This window comes from Microbacterium allomyrinae (genome assembly GCF_020682705.1).
In the GTDB taxonomy this organism is placed as follows: domain Bacteria; phylum Actinomycetota; class Actinomycetes; order Actinomycetales; family Microbacteriaceae; genus Microbacterium; species Microbacterium allomyrinae.
This window is the reverse complement of sequence record NZ_JAGTTN010000004.1, coordinates 234,316-250,109: the sequence shown is the minus strand read 5'-3', so window position 1 is coordinate 250,109 and position 15,794 is coordinate 234,316. Positions and strand designations below refer to the sequence as shown.

Here is a 15,794-nt window from a genome sequence, read left to right as displayed (position 1 = left end):
CGGTGAACGAAGGGACGAAGCGGGCCGGCCGCTGACTGCCGGCCCGCTCCGGGCTCAGCGCGAGACCGCGACGTTGACGACGGCGGTCGTTCCGCCCTTGACGGCGGCGGTCGCGTCGGCGAGCACCGAGGCGAGCGCGGCGGGGTCGTCGACGGCGGCATGAAACATATCGAACGGTGCAGCGAAGGCCGACAGCTCGGGCTGCGTCGACAGGTCGACACCGAGGTGGTTCTGCGTCTGCACGGCGGATCCCTCGGGGTAGAACCGCAGGTGGTTCATCTTCATCGACAGGTACTTCTTGTTGTTGAAGATGACGATGAGCAGCGGAAGCCCGATATCCCTGGACGCGAGCAGCGACTGCACGATCGGGTTGTAGAGGAACGCGCCGTCGCCGATGGTGAGGATGACGAACCCGTCCTGGACGGCGAGCTTGACGCCGAGCGCCACCGCGATGCCCTGGCCGAGCCCGCCCTGCACGTAGAAGTACGAGTCGGGCCGGTCCCAGCCGACGTGACGCTGCACCACTCTGGCGTGCGTGATCGTCTCGTCCACGATGACGGCCTGCTCGGCGCGGGCGATGTCGCGAAGGGCCACGCCGAGCGCGACCGGGTCGATCGCACCGGTGGCCGACGCGGCGCGCTGCTCTGCGGCATCCGTCTGCGCCTGCCACGCGTCGTGCGCCGCGACGGCGATGCCGCGGCGTGCGGCGATCGCCGAGTCGTCGGCGCGCTCCAGCGTCGCCTGGCGCAGCTGCTCGAGCGTCTCGGGCAGCGCCCCCTCGAGGTAGTGGTCGGCGTTGAGCACCTGATACACGACGTGCGGGCGCTGCGGGATCTCGTCGATGACGACCGTCTTGGCCTTGGCCGGCTTGCGGCTGGGCGGGTAGTACGGCGCCCGGCAGTTGATGAGCAGGATGAGGTCGGCCTCGTCGACGTGCGGATCCAACTCCGAGCCCAGGTGGATGGAGCTCGTCTTGGGCAGGTTCGCGCACACCGCCGACTGTGGCTCGATCACGCCGATCCCGAGGTCTTCGGCGAGAGCACGCAGCGCTTCGAAGCCACCGGGCTCGCGGCCCGCGGTCTCGACGATGATGATCGGCCGCTCGGCGGCCGCGAGCAGCGCTGCGACCGCCGCGATGTCGTCGGGAACGCTCATGCGGCGTCCGCGGAGCACCACATCCTTGCGGACAGGCTTCTCGGCGGGCTCCAGGAGCACCTCGAGCGGCACGTTGAGGTAGACGGGCCCGGTCGGCTGACGATCGGCCAGCTCTCCCGACCGCTTGACGAGCTCGTACAGCGTCGACACGGATGCCGCCTGGTTGGACCATTTCGTGAACGGCTGGGCGACGTGATGCGTGCCGCCGACGATCGAGAGGTTGCGGTACCACTGGCCGCCCGGGTCCTGCCCCGGACCATCGCCGTAGGTGGTCGACTCCGACGAGGCGACGACCATCCCGACCCCGGCCAGGAGCGCGCCGTGGACGGCCATCGATCCCTGCAGGAGTCCGGGTGCCGCGTGCAGCAGCACGGCCTGCACGCGACGGGTCACGAGGCCGTAGCCGGTGGCCATGCCGACTGCCACCGTCTCGTGGGTGAGATCCAGATAGCGGGGCGCCGACTCGCCGGCCTCTTGGCGACGAGCGAACGCCTCCCACGCCGGGGCCCATTCGGACCCCGGCGAGCTGAAGACGACGTCGACGCCGAGGTCGGTGAGTGCGTCGATGAGCAGCTCGCCGCCGTCGTACGTCTGTGTCATGAGGTCAGTTCTCCGCCTTCGCCGAGGTCGCGCCGACACCGGCGGTCTCGGGGATGTCCCAGTCAAGCACCTTGCAGATGCCGCGGCCCATGATCCAGTCGAGCTCCTCGGCCGAGAACGTGTAGTACTTGGTGAACTGCTCGACGGTGTCGGTCCAGGTCAGGCCGTGGCCGAGCAGACGGGTGATGTCGGTGCCGAAGTGCGCACGCTCCGGACCCATCTTGTCGACGACCTCGTGCACGTACTTCTCGATGTTGTAGTTCGGGAAGGGCTGCGTCGAATAGCCGGGAAGCGCCGACACCTTGACCGAGATGTTCGGGTGCACGTGCAGGTCTGCGGTCTCCTCGACCCAGTACCCGATGGCGTCGTCGACGCAGCGGGCCATGATGCCCATGTGGTCGATGATGATCTTCAGGTCGGGGTGCTTCTCGGCGATCTTGCCGAGCTCGGCCTTCCAGATCGGCGCGTGCACCATGGTCGGGATGCCCAGCTTCTCGGCGAGCGGCCAGTACCAGTCGTTGGTGCCGTCGATCATCCAGTTGCGGTCCTGAGGACGGTGGAAGGTCAGGCGGACGCCCTTGATGTGCTCGCTGTCCTTGATGAAGTGCAGCAGACGCTCGCCCTCCTCGGGATCGTTCTGCGGCACGCGGGCCATGATGCCGAAGCGGCCGTCGTACTTCTCGGCCGACTCCAGCGCGTAGTCGATGCGGTCGCCCTCCCACGACGGGGGAAGGATGAGGGCGCGGTTGATGCCGGCCTCGTCCATGAGCGAGACGGCCTCTTCGGCGAGGAACGCCTCTTCACGGTGGCCGTTGAGGCGGATGCGGGCGCGGGCGCCCGGAACCCAGGGCCGGTCCGGGGTCTCTTCTTTCCAGAGGTGGATCTGCGAGTCGACGATGAACATCGGCTTTCCTTACGTTCGAGGGCTTGCGTTCGAAGGCTCTGTGCCCGTCCTGCCGTGGCGGCGCGGAACGGGTCACCGGCTGGGGCCGGTGAGCTCCAGTGCAAGCGAACCTAACCCGGCCGAGGAGCGCTATCCAGGGGCGGGAACGCACGTTTAGCTTTCCGGATCGTGCACGCTTGCCGGCATCCGTGCGCCCCGGCGCGTGATTTGCTGGGTGAGGCCGCACTCTGCCTTTCGGCCACCGAGGAGGACGAGATGACGGATGCCTCGACCGTGCGTCGCGATGACGGTCAGCGCCCGGCGCGCCCCGCCGTCGACCCGTCTTCGCCGTTCTTCCGCGCCGGCGGGCGAAATCGATTCACGGCGCGGCGGGCCCGCGCCATCGCCGTGGAGCAGGTGGCTCCGGTGCTGCTGCGGGTGCGTCTGACCGGCCCCGACTTCGGAGACTTCACCAGTGGCGGACCCGGCGATCACGTGCGGGTCTACTTCCCCGACCCGGTCTCGGGCGAACTGGTCGCACCGACCGCCGCCGGCCCGGGCGAGGACGGCATCGTGCGTCCCGACGCACCGACTCACGCCCGTGACTTCACGCCGCTTCGCGTCGTGCGGCGGGGCGGCGACATCGCGATCGACCTCGACTTCTTCCTGCACGACTCCCCCGGCCCGGCGGCGCTCTGGGCCGCTTCGGCACGCATGGGCGATGAGCTCGTCGTCGTGGGTCCGCGCGGATCCAAGGCTGCGCCGCAAGGTGCGGCACGGCTGCTGCTGGTGTGCGACGAGACCGCGCTCCCCTCCGCCACGCGGTGGGCGGCCGAGGTCCCCGCGACGACGTCGGTCGACCTCGTCGCCCTCACCTGCGACGACGGGTCATGGGTGCCGGAGTACATCGCCTCCGCGTCGGGCCGGAGCGACGTGCGCGTGCACCACCTCGATGTCGATGCGGGTGCCGACGCGCTCGTGGCGCTCGTCGATCGCATCGGGCCGGATGCATCGACCTTCCTCTTCGCCGCGGGCGAGGCATCCGCCCTCGTTCCGCTTCGCCGGCACCTGCGACGCACGCTCGCGCTGTCGGCCGAGCAGGTCGCGCTCAGCGGGTACTGGAAGCGCGGCCAGGCCGCGTTCGACCATCATTCGCCGGTGGATCCCTCCGACCCGGATCACTGACTCCGACGCGACCGGCCCGGCTGCGTTCACGCGCACCGAGGCTCCCGCCACCGGCCAGCGATGTCGCGATGCCCGCCCCCACTGCCCCGACGAGCAGCGCCAGCGAACCGATCAGCGGCACGAAGAGCCCGAGGGCGAGCGCTCCCAGTCCCCCGGCCGCGGTGCGAGTCACCATCACGGATGCCGCGGCCGCCGCATCCTTGCGCGGACCCGCCGCGGCCATCATCGCGGCGGTGATGGCGGGCGTACTGGTGGCCGCCCCCGCGCCGAGCAGAACCGCGCCCGCGATCCAGGCGAACCCGCCGAGCATCGGTGCGAGCGCCCACACGACCAGGCCGGCGGTGACCAGAGCCGCCCCGCCTCGCGCGATCCGCGTGGGCGCCGACTCCAGGCGCGAGGCGAGTCCGGCAGCGACCGCCGCGGCAGCCGCCAGCGCCGCGAGCGTCGCACCGTAGATCAGTTCGCCTTCGCCCGAAGACTGGATGAGCCGCGGGAGGAACAGGCGTGCGGCATCGGAGGCCGCCGCGATCAGCGCGACCGCCCACAGCCACGGGGATCGGACGGCGGTCCTCAGCGCCGCCAGTGCGCCCCGCGGCGCGGCGCGTTCCGCACGGTCGCGGTCGGTGGGCCGGATGACGGCGAACATGCCTCCGACCACGACGAACGAGAGCGCGTTCGCCGCCGCCAGCCAGGCTGGTGCCCCGGGCACTCCGTGCAGCGCGGCGCTCCCCACCAGGGGCCCGATGAAGCGGCCCAGCTGGAACTGGATCCCATCGCGCAGCAGCTGGCTCGTTCCCCCGCGCGTCCCCGGCCAGCCGGCGACGAGAGCCATCCACGCGGGACCGCCGATTCCGCCGCCGAATGCCGCCCCGCTCGCAACCGCCGCAAGGAGGTACGCCTGGGCGGACGTGGGCGTCTGCTCGATCCGGAGAACCGCGAAGAGGACGCCCACAGCCGATGCGGCTTCGAGGAGCGCCGACACGACGAGCGTGCGCTTGTTGCCGAGGCGACGCACGATCACCGCCCCCACTCGGACGCCGAGGATGGTCGCGACGACGATGGCTACTTGATACACGATCAGGACCGTGGCCGGCAGCACCGGGTCACCGAGGATCCAGCCCACGGCGACGCCCTGTGCTCCGGTGGCGATGTTGGAGACGAGCGCGACGCTCCAGAAGAGGGGGAAGGGCACTCGCACCGCTAGTCGCGCTCGATCCAGGTGAGGACATCCCCGCGCTTGGTGTGCCGGTCGAGCCAGTCGATGACCATTGCCGTCGCCTGCGCGCCGCGATCCACGTCGAAGATCCGGCTGGGGCCGAGTCGGTCCCACTGCCCGATCGGAGAGTCGGTGCCCCGCTGCAGCCAGCGGTCCGTGAAGGCACGGTCGACCTCGGCGGCGAGCTTTCGGTCGAGCACGTCATCGCCGGCGAGGCCGCCGAACAGCTCGCTGGTCATCCACAGCGCCCAGGTCGCCGTGTCGAGCACGTTCGCCCGGTGGGCCCACTCCACAACCGCGCCGCAGGTGAGGTCCCACGCGCGGAAGGCGAGGAGGATGTCGGAGTACTGGAAGAGCCGCAGGTCGAGTCCGCTGCGCACATTGGTGAGCGTCTGCGTGTCCCACCAGGCGTGGTACGCGAGATGGGCGACGAAGAGCTCCGGCGCGAATCTCCGGTAGTCGCCGCCGACATCGTCCGCGGTATGCGAGAGGAACACCTGCGTGTCGGGCGCGCGGTGATCGAAGACCGTCGACAGGCGAAAGTGCAGATCGATCGTGAGCGCCGAACCCGCCTCTGTGACCCGGGTGAACTCCCCGAGGTGCTGCAGCTCGTTCCGGTAGCCCTCGATCCGTGCCGGAGAGAGCGACTCGAGCTCGCCCGTGGCCGGCACCACCTGCGACGTGAGGAACCCCTGCCGCTGAAGGGACGCCGCTGCGCGCTCGAGGAGATCCGGCTCGACCAGTAGGTCGAGGTCGCCCGTCTCGCGCAGATAGAACTCGGGATAGCACTCGATGCCGAGCACATAGCCCTTGAGCACCGCGGCATCGATGCCGTCGGCGCGCAGTGCCGCGATCGTCTGCTGCGACTCCCACCGCCGCATCGCGGCCTGTCTCTTCAGCATGAGGAGAAGTCGCCGCGCCAGATGCTTCGAAGGTGCGGGGGCATCCGTCATCTCGGCAGCGATCCTGCTGAGGTTGGCGAGCACGCGGTGCGTCCCCGCCAGCTCGAACAATCGTCCCCACTCGGCCGGGTCGAGGCTGCGCAGAGCGGAGCGCACCTCGGAGTCACGCGATGGTTCGAATCGCGCGAGTTCGATGAGGATGCCGCGCACGGCGGGGTTCAGCGGGCGGGTCATGCTTCTTCCTCGTGTTCGCGGAGGTTCCCGGAGGGCGAGGCGCCGCCCACGCGCGGGATCGAGATCCGGTGTCCGAAATCCAGGGCCTTGCTCGTCAGATACTCATGCCAGGCCGGATTGTGAGAGCCGACGACACCGTCGACGTCCTGCACGCTGATGCCGCCGTCCTCCAGCGCCTGCATCTTCACGGGGTTGTTGCTCAACAGGCGCACCCGATCGATTCCCAGAGCCTTCAGAATCGTGACGGCCGCGCCATACGATCTCGCGTCGGCCGGTTCACCGAGCGCCGAGAACGCCTCGTTCGTCGACATCCCCCGGCTCATCAGCTGGTACGACTGGAGCTTGCGGAACAGACCGATCCCCCGCCCTTCCTGATTGGGGTGGTAGATGATCACGCCGGAACCGAACTCGATGATCCGGCGGAGGGCCTCTTCGAGCTGCCAGGCGCAATCGCAGCGGTCGTCGCCGAACACCTCGCTCGTCACGCAGGCGGAATTGATACGCGTGGGAACGGGGTCGACGAGTTCGCCGTGCGTCACCACGAGATGGGTGTCGATCTCCCGCCCGTCCGCCACGACGAACGCCTCTGCCGAGAAGTCTCCGAGCGCACTGTGCATCGGCACGGTTCCGGACCGTTCGAGAATCCGGGCACTCATCTGCGCACCAGCCCGCCGTCGACATCGACTGCTGTTCCGTGGAGCGCAGCCGGGGCGTTCGCGAGCAGCCAGACGACCACCTGTGCGACTTCGCGCGGGTCGTTGAACCTCCCGAGCGGGATGGTGCTCTCGTAGTGCGCGCGCCGGTCGCCCATCACCGCCGCCATGGACGTGTCGGTGGGACCGGGGCTGACCACGTTCGCGATGAGCCGAAGGCTGGCGAACTCACGCGCGAGCGACTTCACCGCCGCCCCGAGGCCTGCCTTCGACGCGGCATAGACCGCGTCCGTGCCGCCGGTGTTGCCGGCCTGACTTCCCACCACCACGAGTCTGCGCGTGCGCGAGTCGCGTCTCTGCACCCGTGCCAGCGCCGCGGCGAACACCAGGAAGCTCGTGAGATTGGTGTCCACGACATCCCCGATCGTGCGGGCGTCGTATCGCGCAGGCTCTGTTCGCGGATAGATCCCGACCGTCCAGGCGATGACGTCCGGTATGCCGTCGTCTTCGAGGGAGTCCGTCCACCGGCGATACGCGGAGCCGTCGCGGAGATCGGAGACGTCGATCAGATGATCCACCTCACCTCTCTGGTCGACGGTGGCGACCGGGCCGAAGCCCTCGGTGCGAAGTTGAGAGACGACCTCGCGGCCGATGCCGCCGTCCGCACCGACCACGAGGGCCGACCTCAATTCAGACCTCCGTCGACCAGGCTCTCGACCCCGGCCCACACCACGTCGGCGGGCTGGGAGCCGTCCAGCACGTGATACGCGGCCGAGGCGCCCCAGGGTTGGCTCAGGAACACCTGGCGCACCGATGTCATACGCTCCAGATCGAGTTCTTCCCGCTTGCGCGACGAGCCGTCGCGTCGGATGATGCGTTCCGCGGCCAGCACGGGCGGCACATCGATCACGAGCGTCAGGTCGGGGGTGGGCGCGTGCCTGTTCAGTGCGCGAAGCCACTCGACGTCGTCGATGCCCCTGCTGGCGAAGTAGGCATAGGTGGAGTACACGTAGCGATCGGTGACCACCCAGTGCCCGGATTGCAGCGCGGGCTCGATCACCTCTCGTACGTGGCGGAGGCGGTCGAACGCGGCGAACAGGGCGAGCTCGGGCGCGATGCGTGCGAAGTCCAGCTGAAGATCCAGCGCCGCGCGAACCGTGGCGTCCTGCCGGTAGCGGTCGGTCGGCTGCCGCGTGGCCACGACCTCGTGACCACGATCACGAAGATGACCGACGAGCCGGTCGATCTGCGTCGTCTTTCCGGAGCCGTCGATTCCGCAGACCGCGATCAGTCGCCCGCGGGTCATCGCGCGCCCTCCGTCGCCGATGCGAAGCCGAGCGCTTCGGTGCAGGCGTCCCGTTCCTCCTTCACCACCGCCGCGATGCTCGCGACGCGGGGTCCCGCCGCGGCGATGGCGCGCGACACGGTCGGAAGCACGTTCCACCCGGTGGGGAACCGTCGAGAGAGATCTGCGGGCGACGCGCCCTGCGCCCCGATACCCGGAGCGAGCACGAAACCGTTGAACGAGGCCAGTGCTGCCGGGGGATCGTCCACCGTCGCGCCGACGACGCACCCGAACGAGCCGATCTGCTCGTCGCCGTTCTGCGCGCCGAGCCAGGCGAGCACCTCGTCGGCGACCGAGCGCCCGTCGTCGGTGCGGGCAGTCTGCAGTGAGCGCGATCCGGGATTCGAGGTGCGGGCCAGGACGAACAGCCCCGCCCCCTCCGCCTTCGCCACGTCCACGAACGGAGACAGCGTGTCGAGGCCGGCGAACGGGGAGACGGTCATCGCATCGACGGACAACGCCTGACCCCGACGAAGGTAGGCCTCCGCATACGCGCGGTTGGTCGATCCGATGTCGCCCCGCTTCGCGTCGAGCAAAACCATCGATCTGGCCTCCCGCGCGAGGGCGCAGACGTGCGCGAGCGCGACGATGCCGTGGGGACCCCAGCGCTCGAAGTAGGCCGATTGCGGCTTCACGATCGGAACCAGTCCCGCCGACGCCTCGATGATCGCGGCGGCGAATCGGACCGCGTCCTGGGCGGTGTCCTCCAACCCCCAGGCGTGGAGGTCCTGCGGAGTCGGATCGATTCCGACGCAGAGCCTGCCCCGGTCGCGGATCCCGGCCTGGAGCCGCTCGCCGAACGGCGTGTGCCCGATCACTGCGCGACTCCCCGCAGGCGCGCGGCGATCGCGCGCACGTGAGCGATCGCCCGATCGTCGTCGATGACGTCGGGAGCGGGAAGGACGTCGGCTGCGGTTCGTTCGCCGTACGAGTGCGAGTACTCCCGCTTCGCCGGCCCGGAGAGCATGAGCGTGACCGCGTCGGCACCGGTGTTGTTCCACACGATGTGCGGATCCCGGTAGTCCAGGATGTGGAACGCGCCGCTGGAGATCCGGTACGAGCTGGTGGGGCGGATCCTTCCGTCCTCGACGCGTTCCAGACGCTTCTCACCGGTTCCGGTGGCGTCGAACAGCCGGTATCGGGGAGCCCCCGCAGCGAGGGCGTCGTCGTCCCGCGTGTAGTTCATGACATCGAGGGCGCCATCGACGGCGATGGAGGCGAAGGACCACCGGTGATCGTGGATGCGCTGGTCACCCTGTCCTGCCGGCCACACGTGCAGACGGAGGTTCCAGCCGCCGTCGAGCCGGACGAGCGAGATCTTGGAGAACCCGTTGTTGTGCATCTGCGAGCGGCCGCGGTCCGGCTCGGCGCCCTGCTCGATCTCGTCGGCCCACGACGAGAGGATCGCGGCGCTCCTGCTCGGGTCGGCGAAGGCGGAGGTCAGGATGTGACCGGCCCTCGCCAGCGACACGGAATCGTCGGGACCCCGCGTCGCCGATCGCATCTGCTCCACGAGGCCGGAGAAGTCGACCGGTGTCGCGATCCGAGTGGAGTCTTCGTCGTTGCGGACATCGAGCTGTACCAAGAGGCGAGCCTTTCTCTGTCTACGCTGCACCGTTGCGGCGCAACGATGAAGCGCTCACCGATGCTCCGGCAACGTTCCGCGCGAGGGCGTCACATCACCGTGAGCATCAGACCGGGGGGATCCTGTAAGCGCTTACATTGCGATTTATAGACCGTATCCAAAAATTGCCGCGGAGCCAATATCGAATTTCGCCAGGCCGCGGCTACGCGCGTTCCACCGGCAGCCACAGCTCGCACGTGGCGGTGCTGAAGTCGGGGGCGCGATCGAGCACGGCCACGATCGACGGCCCGGGCCGGAGCCGCCACGGGTTGGAGGGAAACCAGTCGGTCGCCGTCGCCGCCCAGGTCGACTGCAGCGCCGCCGGGTGGGCGCCGCCGGTGCGAAACACCGCCCAGGCCCCTTCTGCAACGTCGATGACGTCGAGGTCGGCGGGCACGGGCGTATCGTCGGCAACGGCTACGCCGTGGAGGTAGGTCAGCTCGCTGCCCTCGGTGTAGTCGGCGTCGACGTCGGCACTCACCTGAAGCAGACCCGCCGGCTCGGTGTCGCTCATCTCCTTCAGCCGGGCATGCTCGGATGCCGGCAGCGCGGTGATGTGCGCCTGGATGTGCGGATTGACGCCCTCGTGGATGAGCGGCACACGGGCGGCGTGGCCGATGAGCCGGAATGCCGGGCGGTTCGTGATGCGGGTGTCCATGGTCGTGTTCCCTTCTACGGTCAGGCGGAACCTGAGCTGCGGTTGCGTTCGAAGGGGACCGCCGTCGCGGCGCACGTCGGCCGGGCTGACGCCGTGCACCGCTCGGAACGCACGGGCGAACGCCTCGGTCGAGCCGTAGCCGTGGCGCACGGCGATGCCGAGGATGTCGCCGTCGCCGAGCATCTCGGCAGCGGCCAGCGTCATGCGCCGCCGCCGGATGTATTCCGACAGCGGCATGCCGGCGAGCGACGAGAACATCCGACGCACGTGGTACTCCGTGGTGCCGAGGCTCCGCGCCAGGCCCGCGATGTCGATGTCCTCGGTGAGATGGTCCTCCACGAACTCGACGACCCGATTGAGAATCGCGATCACGGTTCTCCCTTCGACAACCAGCCTCACGTTCGTCACGCGCTCGCACCCGACGATCGCGGTTCGATTCGATCGCGGTGCGCGCTGCGGCTCCCGAGCCGCTCGGCCCATCCTCGCCGACGCGAGCGCGAGGCGCATCAGGTCCACCGCCGGATAATGAGGAGGTGGAGACGTGGGAGATGCGCGAGTGGTACGCGGACTACCTCGACGCGTGCAACCGGCACGATCTCGAAGCGATCCGCTCGTTCGTCGATCCTTCGGTCCGCCGCGCGCATCTGCCCGGCGGAGCCGATGCGTGGGTCGCCGACCTGGCCGAGCTCTTCCAGGGCTTTCCCGACTGGCGCTGGCGCCGCATCCAGCTGGTGGTCGAAGACGATCGCCTCGCCGCGCATCTGCGCGGCAGCGGCACCCATCTCGGCGCGTGGCGCGGCATCCCGCCGACTCGGCGGCACGTCAACGTGGCCGAGTTCGCGATGTACCGCGTGACGAAGGGGCGTATCGCGGAATTCACCGGCTCGGCCGACGGCGTCGAGCTGCTCGCGCAGCTCGGGCGCATCACCCCCTAGAGCGAAGCGACGTACGCGCGCCAGCCTCCGAACTCGCTGATCTCCCGTGCGCCAGCTATCGCGATCGGCTCGCAGAGGAAGCCGTGCACCTCGTCGCCGTTCTCGAGTCGGACGGTGCCGAGCCCCAGCGGCGCGGCGATGCCCGCCAGAAACGACCCGACGTTCGCGATCGGCAGGTCGTAGACCTCCACCTCGAGCGCGAAGCCGCCCGGGCCGGTGCGGATCAGGCCGGGCTTGGCGGGCACCGTATCGAGCGCGTACAGCCGGTACTCCGCTGCCGTCACGGTCGCCCTCGCCAGGCGCGCGTCGAGCGCGACGAGCTCCGCGTGCAGAGGCATGCCGCCCAGATGGGCGCCGACGACCGCGATCGGCAGCGTCGGCTGCGGTCCGCCTCCGGCCGGCTGCGACGCGCCTCCCAGGGATGGAAACCCTGACGCGTGATCGGGGGCGACGACGCTCTCGATGGCCGCCGCGACGGCTGACATCCGGGCGTCGCCGCCCGCACGGACGATCACCGACACCCCGAAAGGGCGGTCCGGGCGCTCACTCGCGGTCGGAATCGCGATCGCCGCCAGGTCGAGCAGGTTGCCGAACGTGGTGAACTGCCCGAGCCGGGTGTTGTTGTCGATCGGCTGCTCGAGCATCTGCTGCACCGTGAATGTGGTCGCGACGGTGGGCGTGAGGAGCGCGTCGACCGTCTTCAGCACATCCGCGGCGTCGCGTTCCAATCGACGGAGGCGATCGATGCCGCGAAAGACGTCGACGCCCGAGACGGAGCGCCCCCGCTCGAGCAGGGCACGGACGACCGGGTGGAGGTCTGCGGGTCGCGCATCGACGAACTCGACCGTTCCGGCGAGCCGCTCCGCCACCCAGGGACCGTCGTAGAGCATCCCGCCCGCCTCGGTGAAACCCGCGAGATCGATCTCGACGAGGTCCACGCCTGCAGCCCTCAGCCGCTCGAGCGCGGCATGCCATGCCCGGTCGTAGCCGTGCTCGGCGCTCAGTTCGATGGTCGCCGGAATCGCGAGTCGCAGCCCGACAGGTCCGGTCGGCGTGCCGGCGGCATCCGGCAGGTCGCGCGTCCACGGATCTGCGGGATCGACGCCGGCCATGATGTCGATGACCTCGGCCGCCTCGCCGACGGAGTGCGCGAAGACGCTCACGCAGTCGAGGCTTCGGCATGCTGGGACCACGCCTGCGGTGCTCACCAGTCCCCGGCTGGGCTTGTGCCCGACGATCCCGTTGAGCGCCGCCGGCACTCGGCCGGAGCCTGCCGTGTCGGTGCCGAGAGCGAATGCCACCAGGCCCGCCGCGACCGCGACGGCGCTGCCCGAACTGGAACCGCCGGAGATCATCGCGGGATCGGAGACGGACCGCGGAATCCCGAACGGCGAACGCGTGCCGTTCAGGCCGGTCGCGAACTGGTCGAGATTCGTCTTGCCGACGAGGATCGCGCCGGCCTCCTGCAGCACGCGCACGCAGGTCGCCGTCTCACTCGGCCGGTAGGCGAACTCCGCGCACGCGGCCGTGGTCTCCCATCCTGCGACGTCGATGTTGTCCTTCACGGCGAACGGAATCCCCCACAGCGGCAGTGCGGGATCGAGCACGGCACCGAGCGCGGTCGCGGCGGTGAGAGCCCCCTCGACATCGACCGAGATCCACACCGCATCATCGCCCCGCACGGCGATCCGGCGACCGATCTCCCCGATCACGTCCGCGGGAGTCAGCGCTCCCGATCGGTACGCGTCGTGGAGGGTGCCGATCTCGAGCACGTGAGCGGTGACAGGATTCCCCGTGGCCGGGGCGGCCGTCATACGATGCTTCCCGCCGCGAGCGACGCGAGCAGGGCACTGGACGGTGCGATCGCTCCGAAGACCCCGCCCTGCATGGTGATCATCTTCAGCGCCGCCTCGTAATTGCCGACGTCGGTCGCGCCCGTGCAGTCGGTCAGCAGCAGGCACTCGTATCCGCGATCGTTCGCATCGCGCATCGTGGTGTGGACGCAGACATCGGTGGTGATTCCGGTGAGGATGATGTGGGTGATCCCACGATTTCGAAGCAGGAGATCCAGGTCCGTCGCGTAGAAGGACCCTTTGCCCGGCTTGTCGATCACGAGTTCTCCTTCGAGGGGAGCGACCTCCTCGACGATCTCCCACCCGGGTTCGCCACGCGTGAGAATGCGACCGCACGGGCCGTCGTCTCCGATCCCCGCACCGATCTGCTTCGAGCGCCACAGCTTGTTCGGCGGGCAGTCCGCGAGATCGGGCCGGTGCCCCTCCCTCGTGTGCACGATGTAGAGGCCCGCCGCTCGGGCCGCCTCCAGCACGGTCTGCGTGGGGCCGAGACCGGCGCGGGTGAGGTTCAAGTCGTAGCCCATGCGGTCGACGTAGCCGCCGATTCCGCAGAAGTCGACCTGCCAGTCGATGTTGATCAGGGCGGTGCGCTCAGGGCGGAAGCCGCCGTCGAACGGCCAGCTGTACGGCTCGGCCGCAACGGGGCCGAACAGGATGCCCGTCTCGACCGTGGTGGGTGCACTCATGCTCGTTCTCCTTCTTCGCGCGCGTACGCTTCGACGACTCGCGCGGTCGTTCCGACGGCTCCGAAGATCCCGCCGGACATCTCGATCATGGAAACGCTGTTCGCGACGAGGTCCGCGTCGCCCGGGGCACACGCGTCGACGACCAGCAGGCATTCGAAGCCCATGTCGTTCGCCGTGCGCATGGTGGAGTGCACGCTCGTCTCGAGCCATGCGCCGACCAGGATGAGTCGCTCGATCCGGGCCTGGCGCAGCACCGTCTCGAGCGGGCTTCCGAAGAAGCCGTCCACGCCCCGCGACACCACGGTGTCGTCGGTGGGGATCTCCCCCGTCCCCTCGTCGGCGAATGCGGACGATGCGCCGGCGAAGGGACGGGTGGCGGATGCTCGACGGGTCAGGACGCGGATCGCCGCACCTCCGCCCCGCCGCAGGGTGGCGACCACGACCTCCGCGTTGCGCACATACTCGTGGTCGACGTCGCCGGCTTCACCGGGCGCCTCGATCACGAGGACCGCCGTGCGGGTCGCATCGAGTGCGCCGTTCCACGGCCAGGCGTACGGCGTCGTCTCTGCGACATGGCCGGTGCGCGCGGGCGCGTCGATCGTGGTCGCCATGGGCTACTTGGCCAGGTTGCCGACGACGCCCTGGACGAAGTAGTCCATCGCATCGACCTCGGCGTAGTCCGGGACCACCCCTGCGGCCACCACCTCGGTGCCGTCCTGCGCAAGCACCGGGCCGGCGAAGGGCGAGCCCTCGGGCGTTCCGAGCCAGGCCTGCGCCTCATCGATCGACGCGACGGTCTCCTCGGTGACCGACGGGCCGAACTCGGCCAGCACGAACGGGTTGGTGCCCGTCTTGTAGCCGACGCGGTAGTTGGCGTTGAACTCGCTGCCCGTGAAGTCACCGGCGAGAGTGGTGTCGACGATCGAGGTGTACAGCGGCGCCCACTCCCAGACCGCCCCCGTCAGCCAGCCCTCGGGCGCGAGCTCGGACGCGTCGGCGTGATAGCCGACCGTGTACGCCCCTGCGGCCTCGGCGGCGTCGATCACGGTCTTGGTGCAGTCCTGATGCTGCGTCAGCACATCCACGCCCTGACTCAGCAGGCTGCTGGCCGCGTCGCGCTGCGCGGCCGGGTCGCACCAGCTCGACGTCGCGACGGTGATGGTCTCGACGTCGGGGCGAACGGTCTGGGCGCCGCGCTGGAACGCGTTGATGTTCGCGATCGTCTGCGGGATCGGGAACGCGTAGACATAGCCCAGCTTTCCCGATTCGGTCGCCGCGCCCGCCGCGATGCCCGCCAGGTACATCGGCTCGTAGACGGTGCCGAAGTAGGTGCCGCTGTTGGGCAGGATGTCTTCCTCGGCCATGGTGTTGCCCTGCTGGACGACGACGACATCGGGGTGATCCTCGGCGACCTGCTGCGCGGCATCCAGGTGTCCGTAGGACGTGGCGAAGATGATCTTCGCCCCACGATCGATCATCTGCTCCATCGTGGTGGCGGCGGTGTCGTCCTCGGGGACGTTCTCGGCCGTGAGGATCTCGAGGTCGGGATACTCCTCGGCGAGCACCTGAGAGGCCTCGTACACCGCCTGGTTGTAGCCGTAGTCGTCCTTGGGGCCGACCATGATGAAGCCGATCGCGGTGCCGCCCACACCCGGGACGTCGGCCGCGGGCGAACTGCCGTCGCCGCCGCTCCCGGTGCCTGCGGGCGAGCAGGCTGCGAGAGCGAGGACCGCTGCGGTGAGCCCTGCCACGGCCAGATGCCGCGGAGTAATGTGATGCATGGTGTTCCTTTCGGGTATCGGGCCATGCCCGGTGCAGGTCGCCGTGATCAGCTGCCACTGATCAGGGCGGTGAGAAGGGATAGG

General features: G+C 69.4%; 16 protein-coding genes. 2 read left to right on the top strand and 14 right to left on the bottom strand.

The genetic code is table 11. The annotated features are described in order from the left end of the window. Positions 1-54 precede the first annotated feature (54 nt). Together KEC57_RS13650 and KEC57_RS13645 are read right to left on the bottom strand one after the other, a co-directional pair. Positions 55-1,755 (bottom strand): thiamine pyrophosphate-binding protein, encoded by a 1,701-nt coding sequence (locus tag KEC57_RS13650; protein ID WP_229385187.1) that lies wholly within the window; start codon positions 1,753-1,755, stop codon positions 55-57. 4 nt (positions 1,756-1,759) lie between these two features. After that, positions 1,760-2,659 carry an amidohydrolase family protein gene (locus KEC57_RS13645; RefSeq protein ID WP_229385186.1) on the bottom strand — a complete coding sequence of 300 codons (900 nt, stop codon included), beginning with the start codon at positions 2,657-2,659 and terminating at the stop codon, positions 1,760-1,762. Positions 2,660-2,914: 255 nt separating this feature from the next. On the opposite strand from KEC57_RS13645, the gene KEC57_RS13640 reads away from it, so the two are divergent. Next, entirely contained in the window at positions 2,915-3,823 is a 909-nt protein-coding gene (locus KEC57_RS13640) for a siderophore-interacting protein (RefSeq protein ID WP_229385185.1), read from the top strand. Here the strand turns inward: KEC57_RS13640 and KEC57_RS13635 are convergent. The 8 genes from KEC57_RS13635 to KEC57_RS13600 all read right to left on the bottom strand — a co-directional run bounded on the left by KEC57_RS13635 (position 3,747) and on the right by KEC57_RS13600 (position 10,827). Beyond that, positions 3,747-5,015 (bottom strand): MFS transporter, encoded by a 1,269-nt coding sequence (locus tag KEC57_RS13635; protein ID WP_229385184.1) that lies wholly within the window; start codon positions 5,013-5,015, stop codon positions 3,747-3,749. The genes KEC57_RS13640 and KEC57_RS13635 overlap by 77 nt on opposite strands. Before the next feature lie 8 nt (positions 5,016-5,023). Further along, positions 5,024-6,175, bottom strand: a complete 1,152-nt coding sequence (locus tag KEC57_RS13630) for a nucleotidyltransferase family protein (RefSeq protein ID WP_229385183.1) — start codon at positions 6,173-6,175, stop codon at positions 5,024-5,026. Beyond that, the gene (locus tag KEC57_RS13625) at positions 6,172-6,792 is read right to left on the bottom strand and encodes a GTP cyclohydrolase II (protein WP_229385266.1); all 621 of its coding nucleotides are present in this window, start codon (positions 6,790-6,792) and stop codon (positions 6,172-6,174) included. The genes KEC57_RS13630 and KEC57_RS13625 overlap by 4 nt, the downstream gene beginning before the upstream one ends. 35 nt (positions 6,793-6,827) lie before the next feature. Beyond that, the gene (locus KEC57_RS13620) at positions 6,828-7,517 is read right to left on the bottom strand and encodes an SDR family oxidoreductase (RefSeq protein ID WP_229385182.1); all 690 of its coding nucleotides are present in this window, start codon (positions 7,515-7,517) and stop codon (positions 6,828-6,830) included. Continuing rightward, positions 7,514-8,134: a dTMP kinase gene (tmk, locus tag KEC57_RS13615; RefSeq protein WP_229385181.1), complete on the bottom strand. Its 621-nt coding sequence runs from the start codon at positions 8,132-8,134 to the stop codon at positions 7,514-7,516. Before tmk ends, KEC57_RS13620 begins: the two co-directional genes overlap by 4 nt. Beyond that, on the bottom strand, positions 8,131-8,991 hold the full coding sequence (gene pyrF / locus KEC57_RS13610; RefSeq protein ID WP_229385180.1) for an orotidine-5'-phosphate decarboxylase: 861 nt from the start codon (positions 8,989-8,991) through the stop codon (positions 8,131-8,133). Before pyrF ends, tmk begins: the two co-directional genes overlap by 4 nt. Continuing rightward, complete coding sequence (locus KEC57_RS13605; RefSeq protein ID WP_229385179.1) at positions 8,988-9,758, bottom strand: cupin domain-containing protein; 771 nt, start codon at positions 9,756-9,758, stop codon at positions 8,988-8,990. The genes pyrF and KEC57_RS13605 overlap by 4 nt, the downstream gene beginning before the upstream one ends. Before the next feature lie 202 nt (positions 9,759-9,960). Then, the gene (locus KEC57_RS13600) at positions 9,961-10,827 is read right to left on the bottom strand and encodes an AraC family transcriptional regulator (RefSeq protein WP_229385178.1); all 867 of its coding nucleotides are present in this window, start codon (positions 10,825-10,827) and stop codon (positions 9,961-9,963) included. A gap of 161 nt (positions 10,828-10,988) precedes the next feature. Here KEC57_RS13600 and KEC57_RS13595 point away from each other — a divergent pair, with 161 nt between their 5' ends. Beyond that, positions 10,989-11,390 carry an ester cyclase gene (locus KEC57_RS13595; RefSeq protein WP_229385177.1) on the top strand — a complete coding sequence of 134 codons (402 nt, stop codon included), beginning with the start codon at positions 10,989-10,991 and terminating at the stop codon, positions 11,388-11,390. Here the strand turns inward: KEC57_RS13595 and atzF are convergent. Genes atzF through KEC57_RS13575 form a run of 4 tightly spaced genes read right to left on the bottom strand, consistent with a single transcriptional unit; the run spans position 11,387 to position 15,710 of the window. Beyond that, the gene (gene atzF / locus KEC57_RS13590) at positions 11,387-13,204 is read right to left on the bottom strand and encodes an allophanate hydrolase (RefSeq protein WP_229385176.1); all 1,818 of its coding nucleotides are present in this window, start codon (positions 13,202-13,204) and stop codon (positions 11,387-11,389) included. The genes KEC57_RS13595 and atzF overlap by 4 nt on opposite strands. Continuing rightward, entirely contained in the window at positions 13,201-13,929 is a 729-nt protein-coding gene (gene biuH, locus KEC57_RS13585; protein ID WP_229385175.1) for a biuret amidohydrolase, read from the bottom strand. The genes atzF and biuH overlap by 4 nt, the downstream gene beginning before the upstream one ends. Beyond that, positions 13,926-14,540 carry a cysteine hydrolase family protein gene (locus KEC57_RS13580; RefSeq protein WP_229385174.1) on the bottom strand — a complete coding sequence of 205 codons (615 nt, stop codon included), beginning with the start codon at positions 14,538-14,540 and terminating at the stop codon, positions 13,926-13,928. The genes biuH and KEC57_RS13580 overlap by 4 nt, the downstream gene beginning before the upstream one ends. A gap of 3 nt (positions 14,541-14,543) precedes the next feature. Beyond that, positions 14,544-15,710 (bottom strand): BMP family ABC transporter substrate-binding protein, encoded by a 1,167-nt coding sequence (locus KEC57_RS13575; RefSeq protein WP_229385173.1) that lies wholly within the window; start codon positions 15,708-15,710, stop codon positions 14,544-14,546. Positions 15,711-15,794: the final 84 nt, after the last annotated feature.

Bases quoted from the DNA above. Each gene is read 5' to 3' on its own strand.
- KEC57_RS13650 (WP_229385187.1), bottom strand. From the start codon at position 1,755: ATGACACAGACGTACGACGGCGGCGAGCTGCTCATCGACGCACTCACC.
- KEC57_RS13645 (WP_229385186.1), bottom strand. From the start codon at position 2,659: ATGTTCATCGTCGACTCGCAGATCCACCTCTGGAAAGAAGAGACCCCG.
- KEC57_RS13640 (WP_229385185.1), top strand. From the start codon at position 2,915: ATGACGGATGCCTCGACCGTGCGTCGCGATGACGGTCAGCGCCCGGCG.
- KEC57_RS13630 (WP_229385183.1), bottom strand. From the start codon at position 6,175: ATGACCCGCCCGCTGAACCCCGCCGTGCGCGGCATCCTCATCGAACTC.
- KEC57_RS13625 (WP_229385266.1), bottom strand. From the start codon at position 6,792: ATGCACAGTGCGCTCGGAGACTTCTCGGCAGAGGCGTTCGTCGTGGCG.
- tmk (WP_229385181.1), bottom strand. From the start codon at position 8,134: ATGACCCGCGGGCGACTGATCGCGGTCTGCGGAATCGACGGCTCCGGA.
- atzF (WP_229385176.1), bottom strand. From the start codon at position 13,204: ATGACGGCCGCCCCGGCCACGGGGAATCCTGTCACCGCTCACGTGCTC.
- biuH (WP_229385175.1), bottom strand. From the start codon at position 13,929: ATGAGTGCACCCACCACGGTCGAGACGGGCATCCTGTTCGGCCCCGTT.
- KEC57_RS13580 (WP_229385174.1), bottom strand. From the start codon at position 14,540: ATGGCGACCACGATCGACGCGCCCGCGCGCACCGGCCATGTCGCAGAG.
- KEC57_RS13575 (WP_229385173.1), bottom strand. From the start codon at position 15,710: ATGCATCACATTACTCCGCGGCATCTGGCCGTGGCAGGGCTCACCGCA.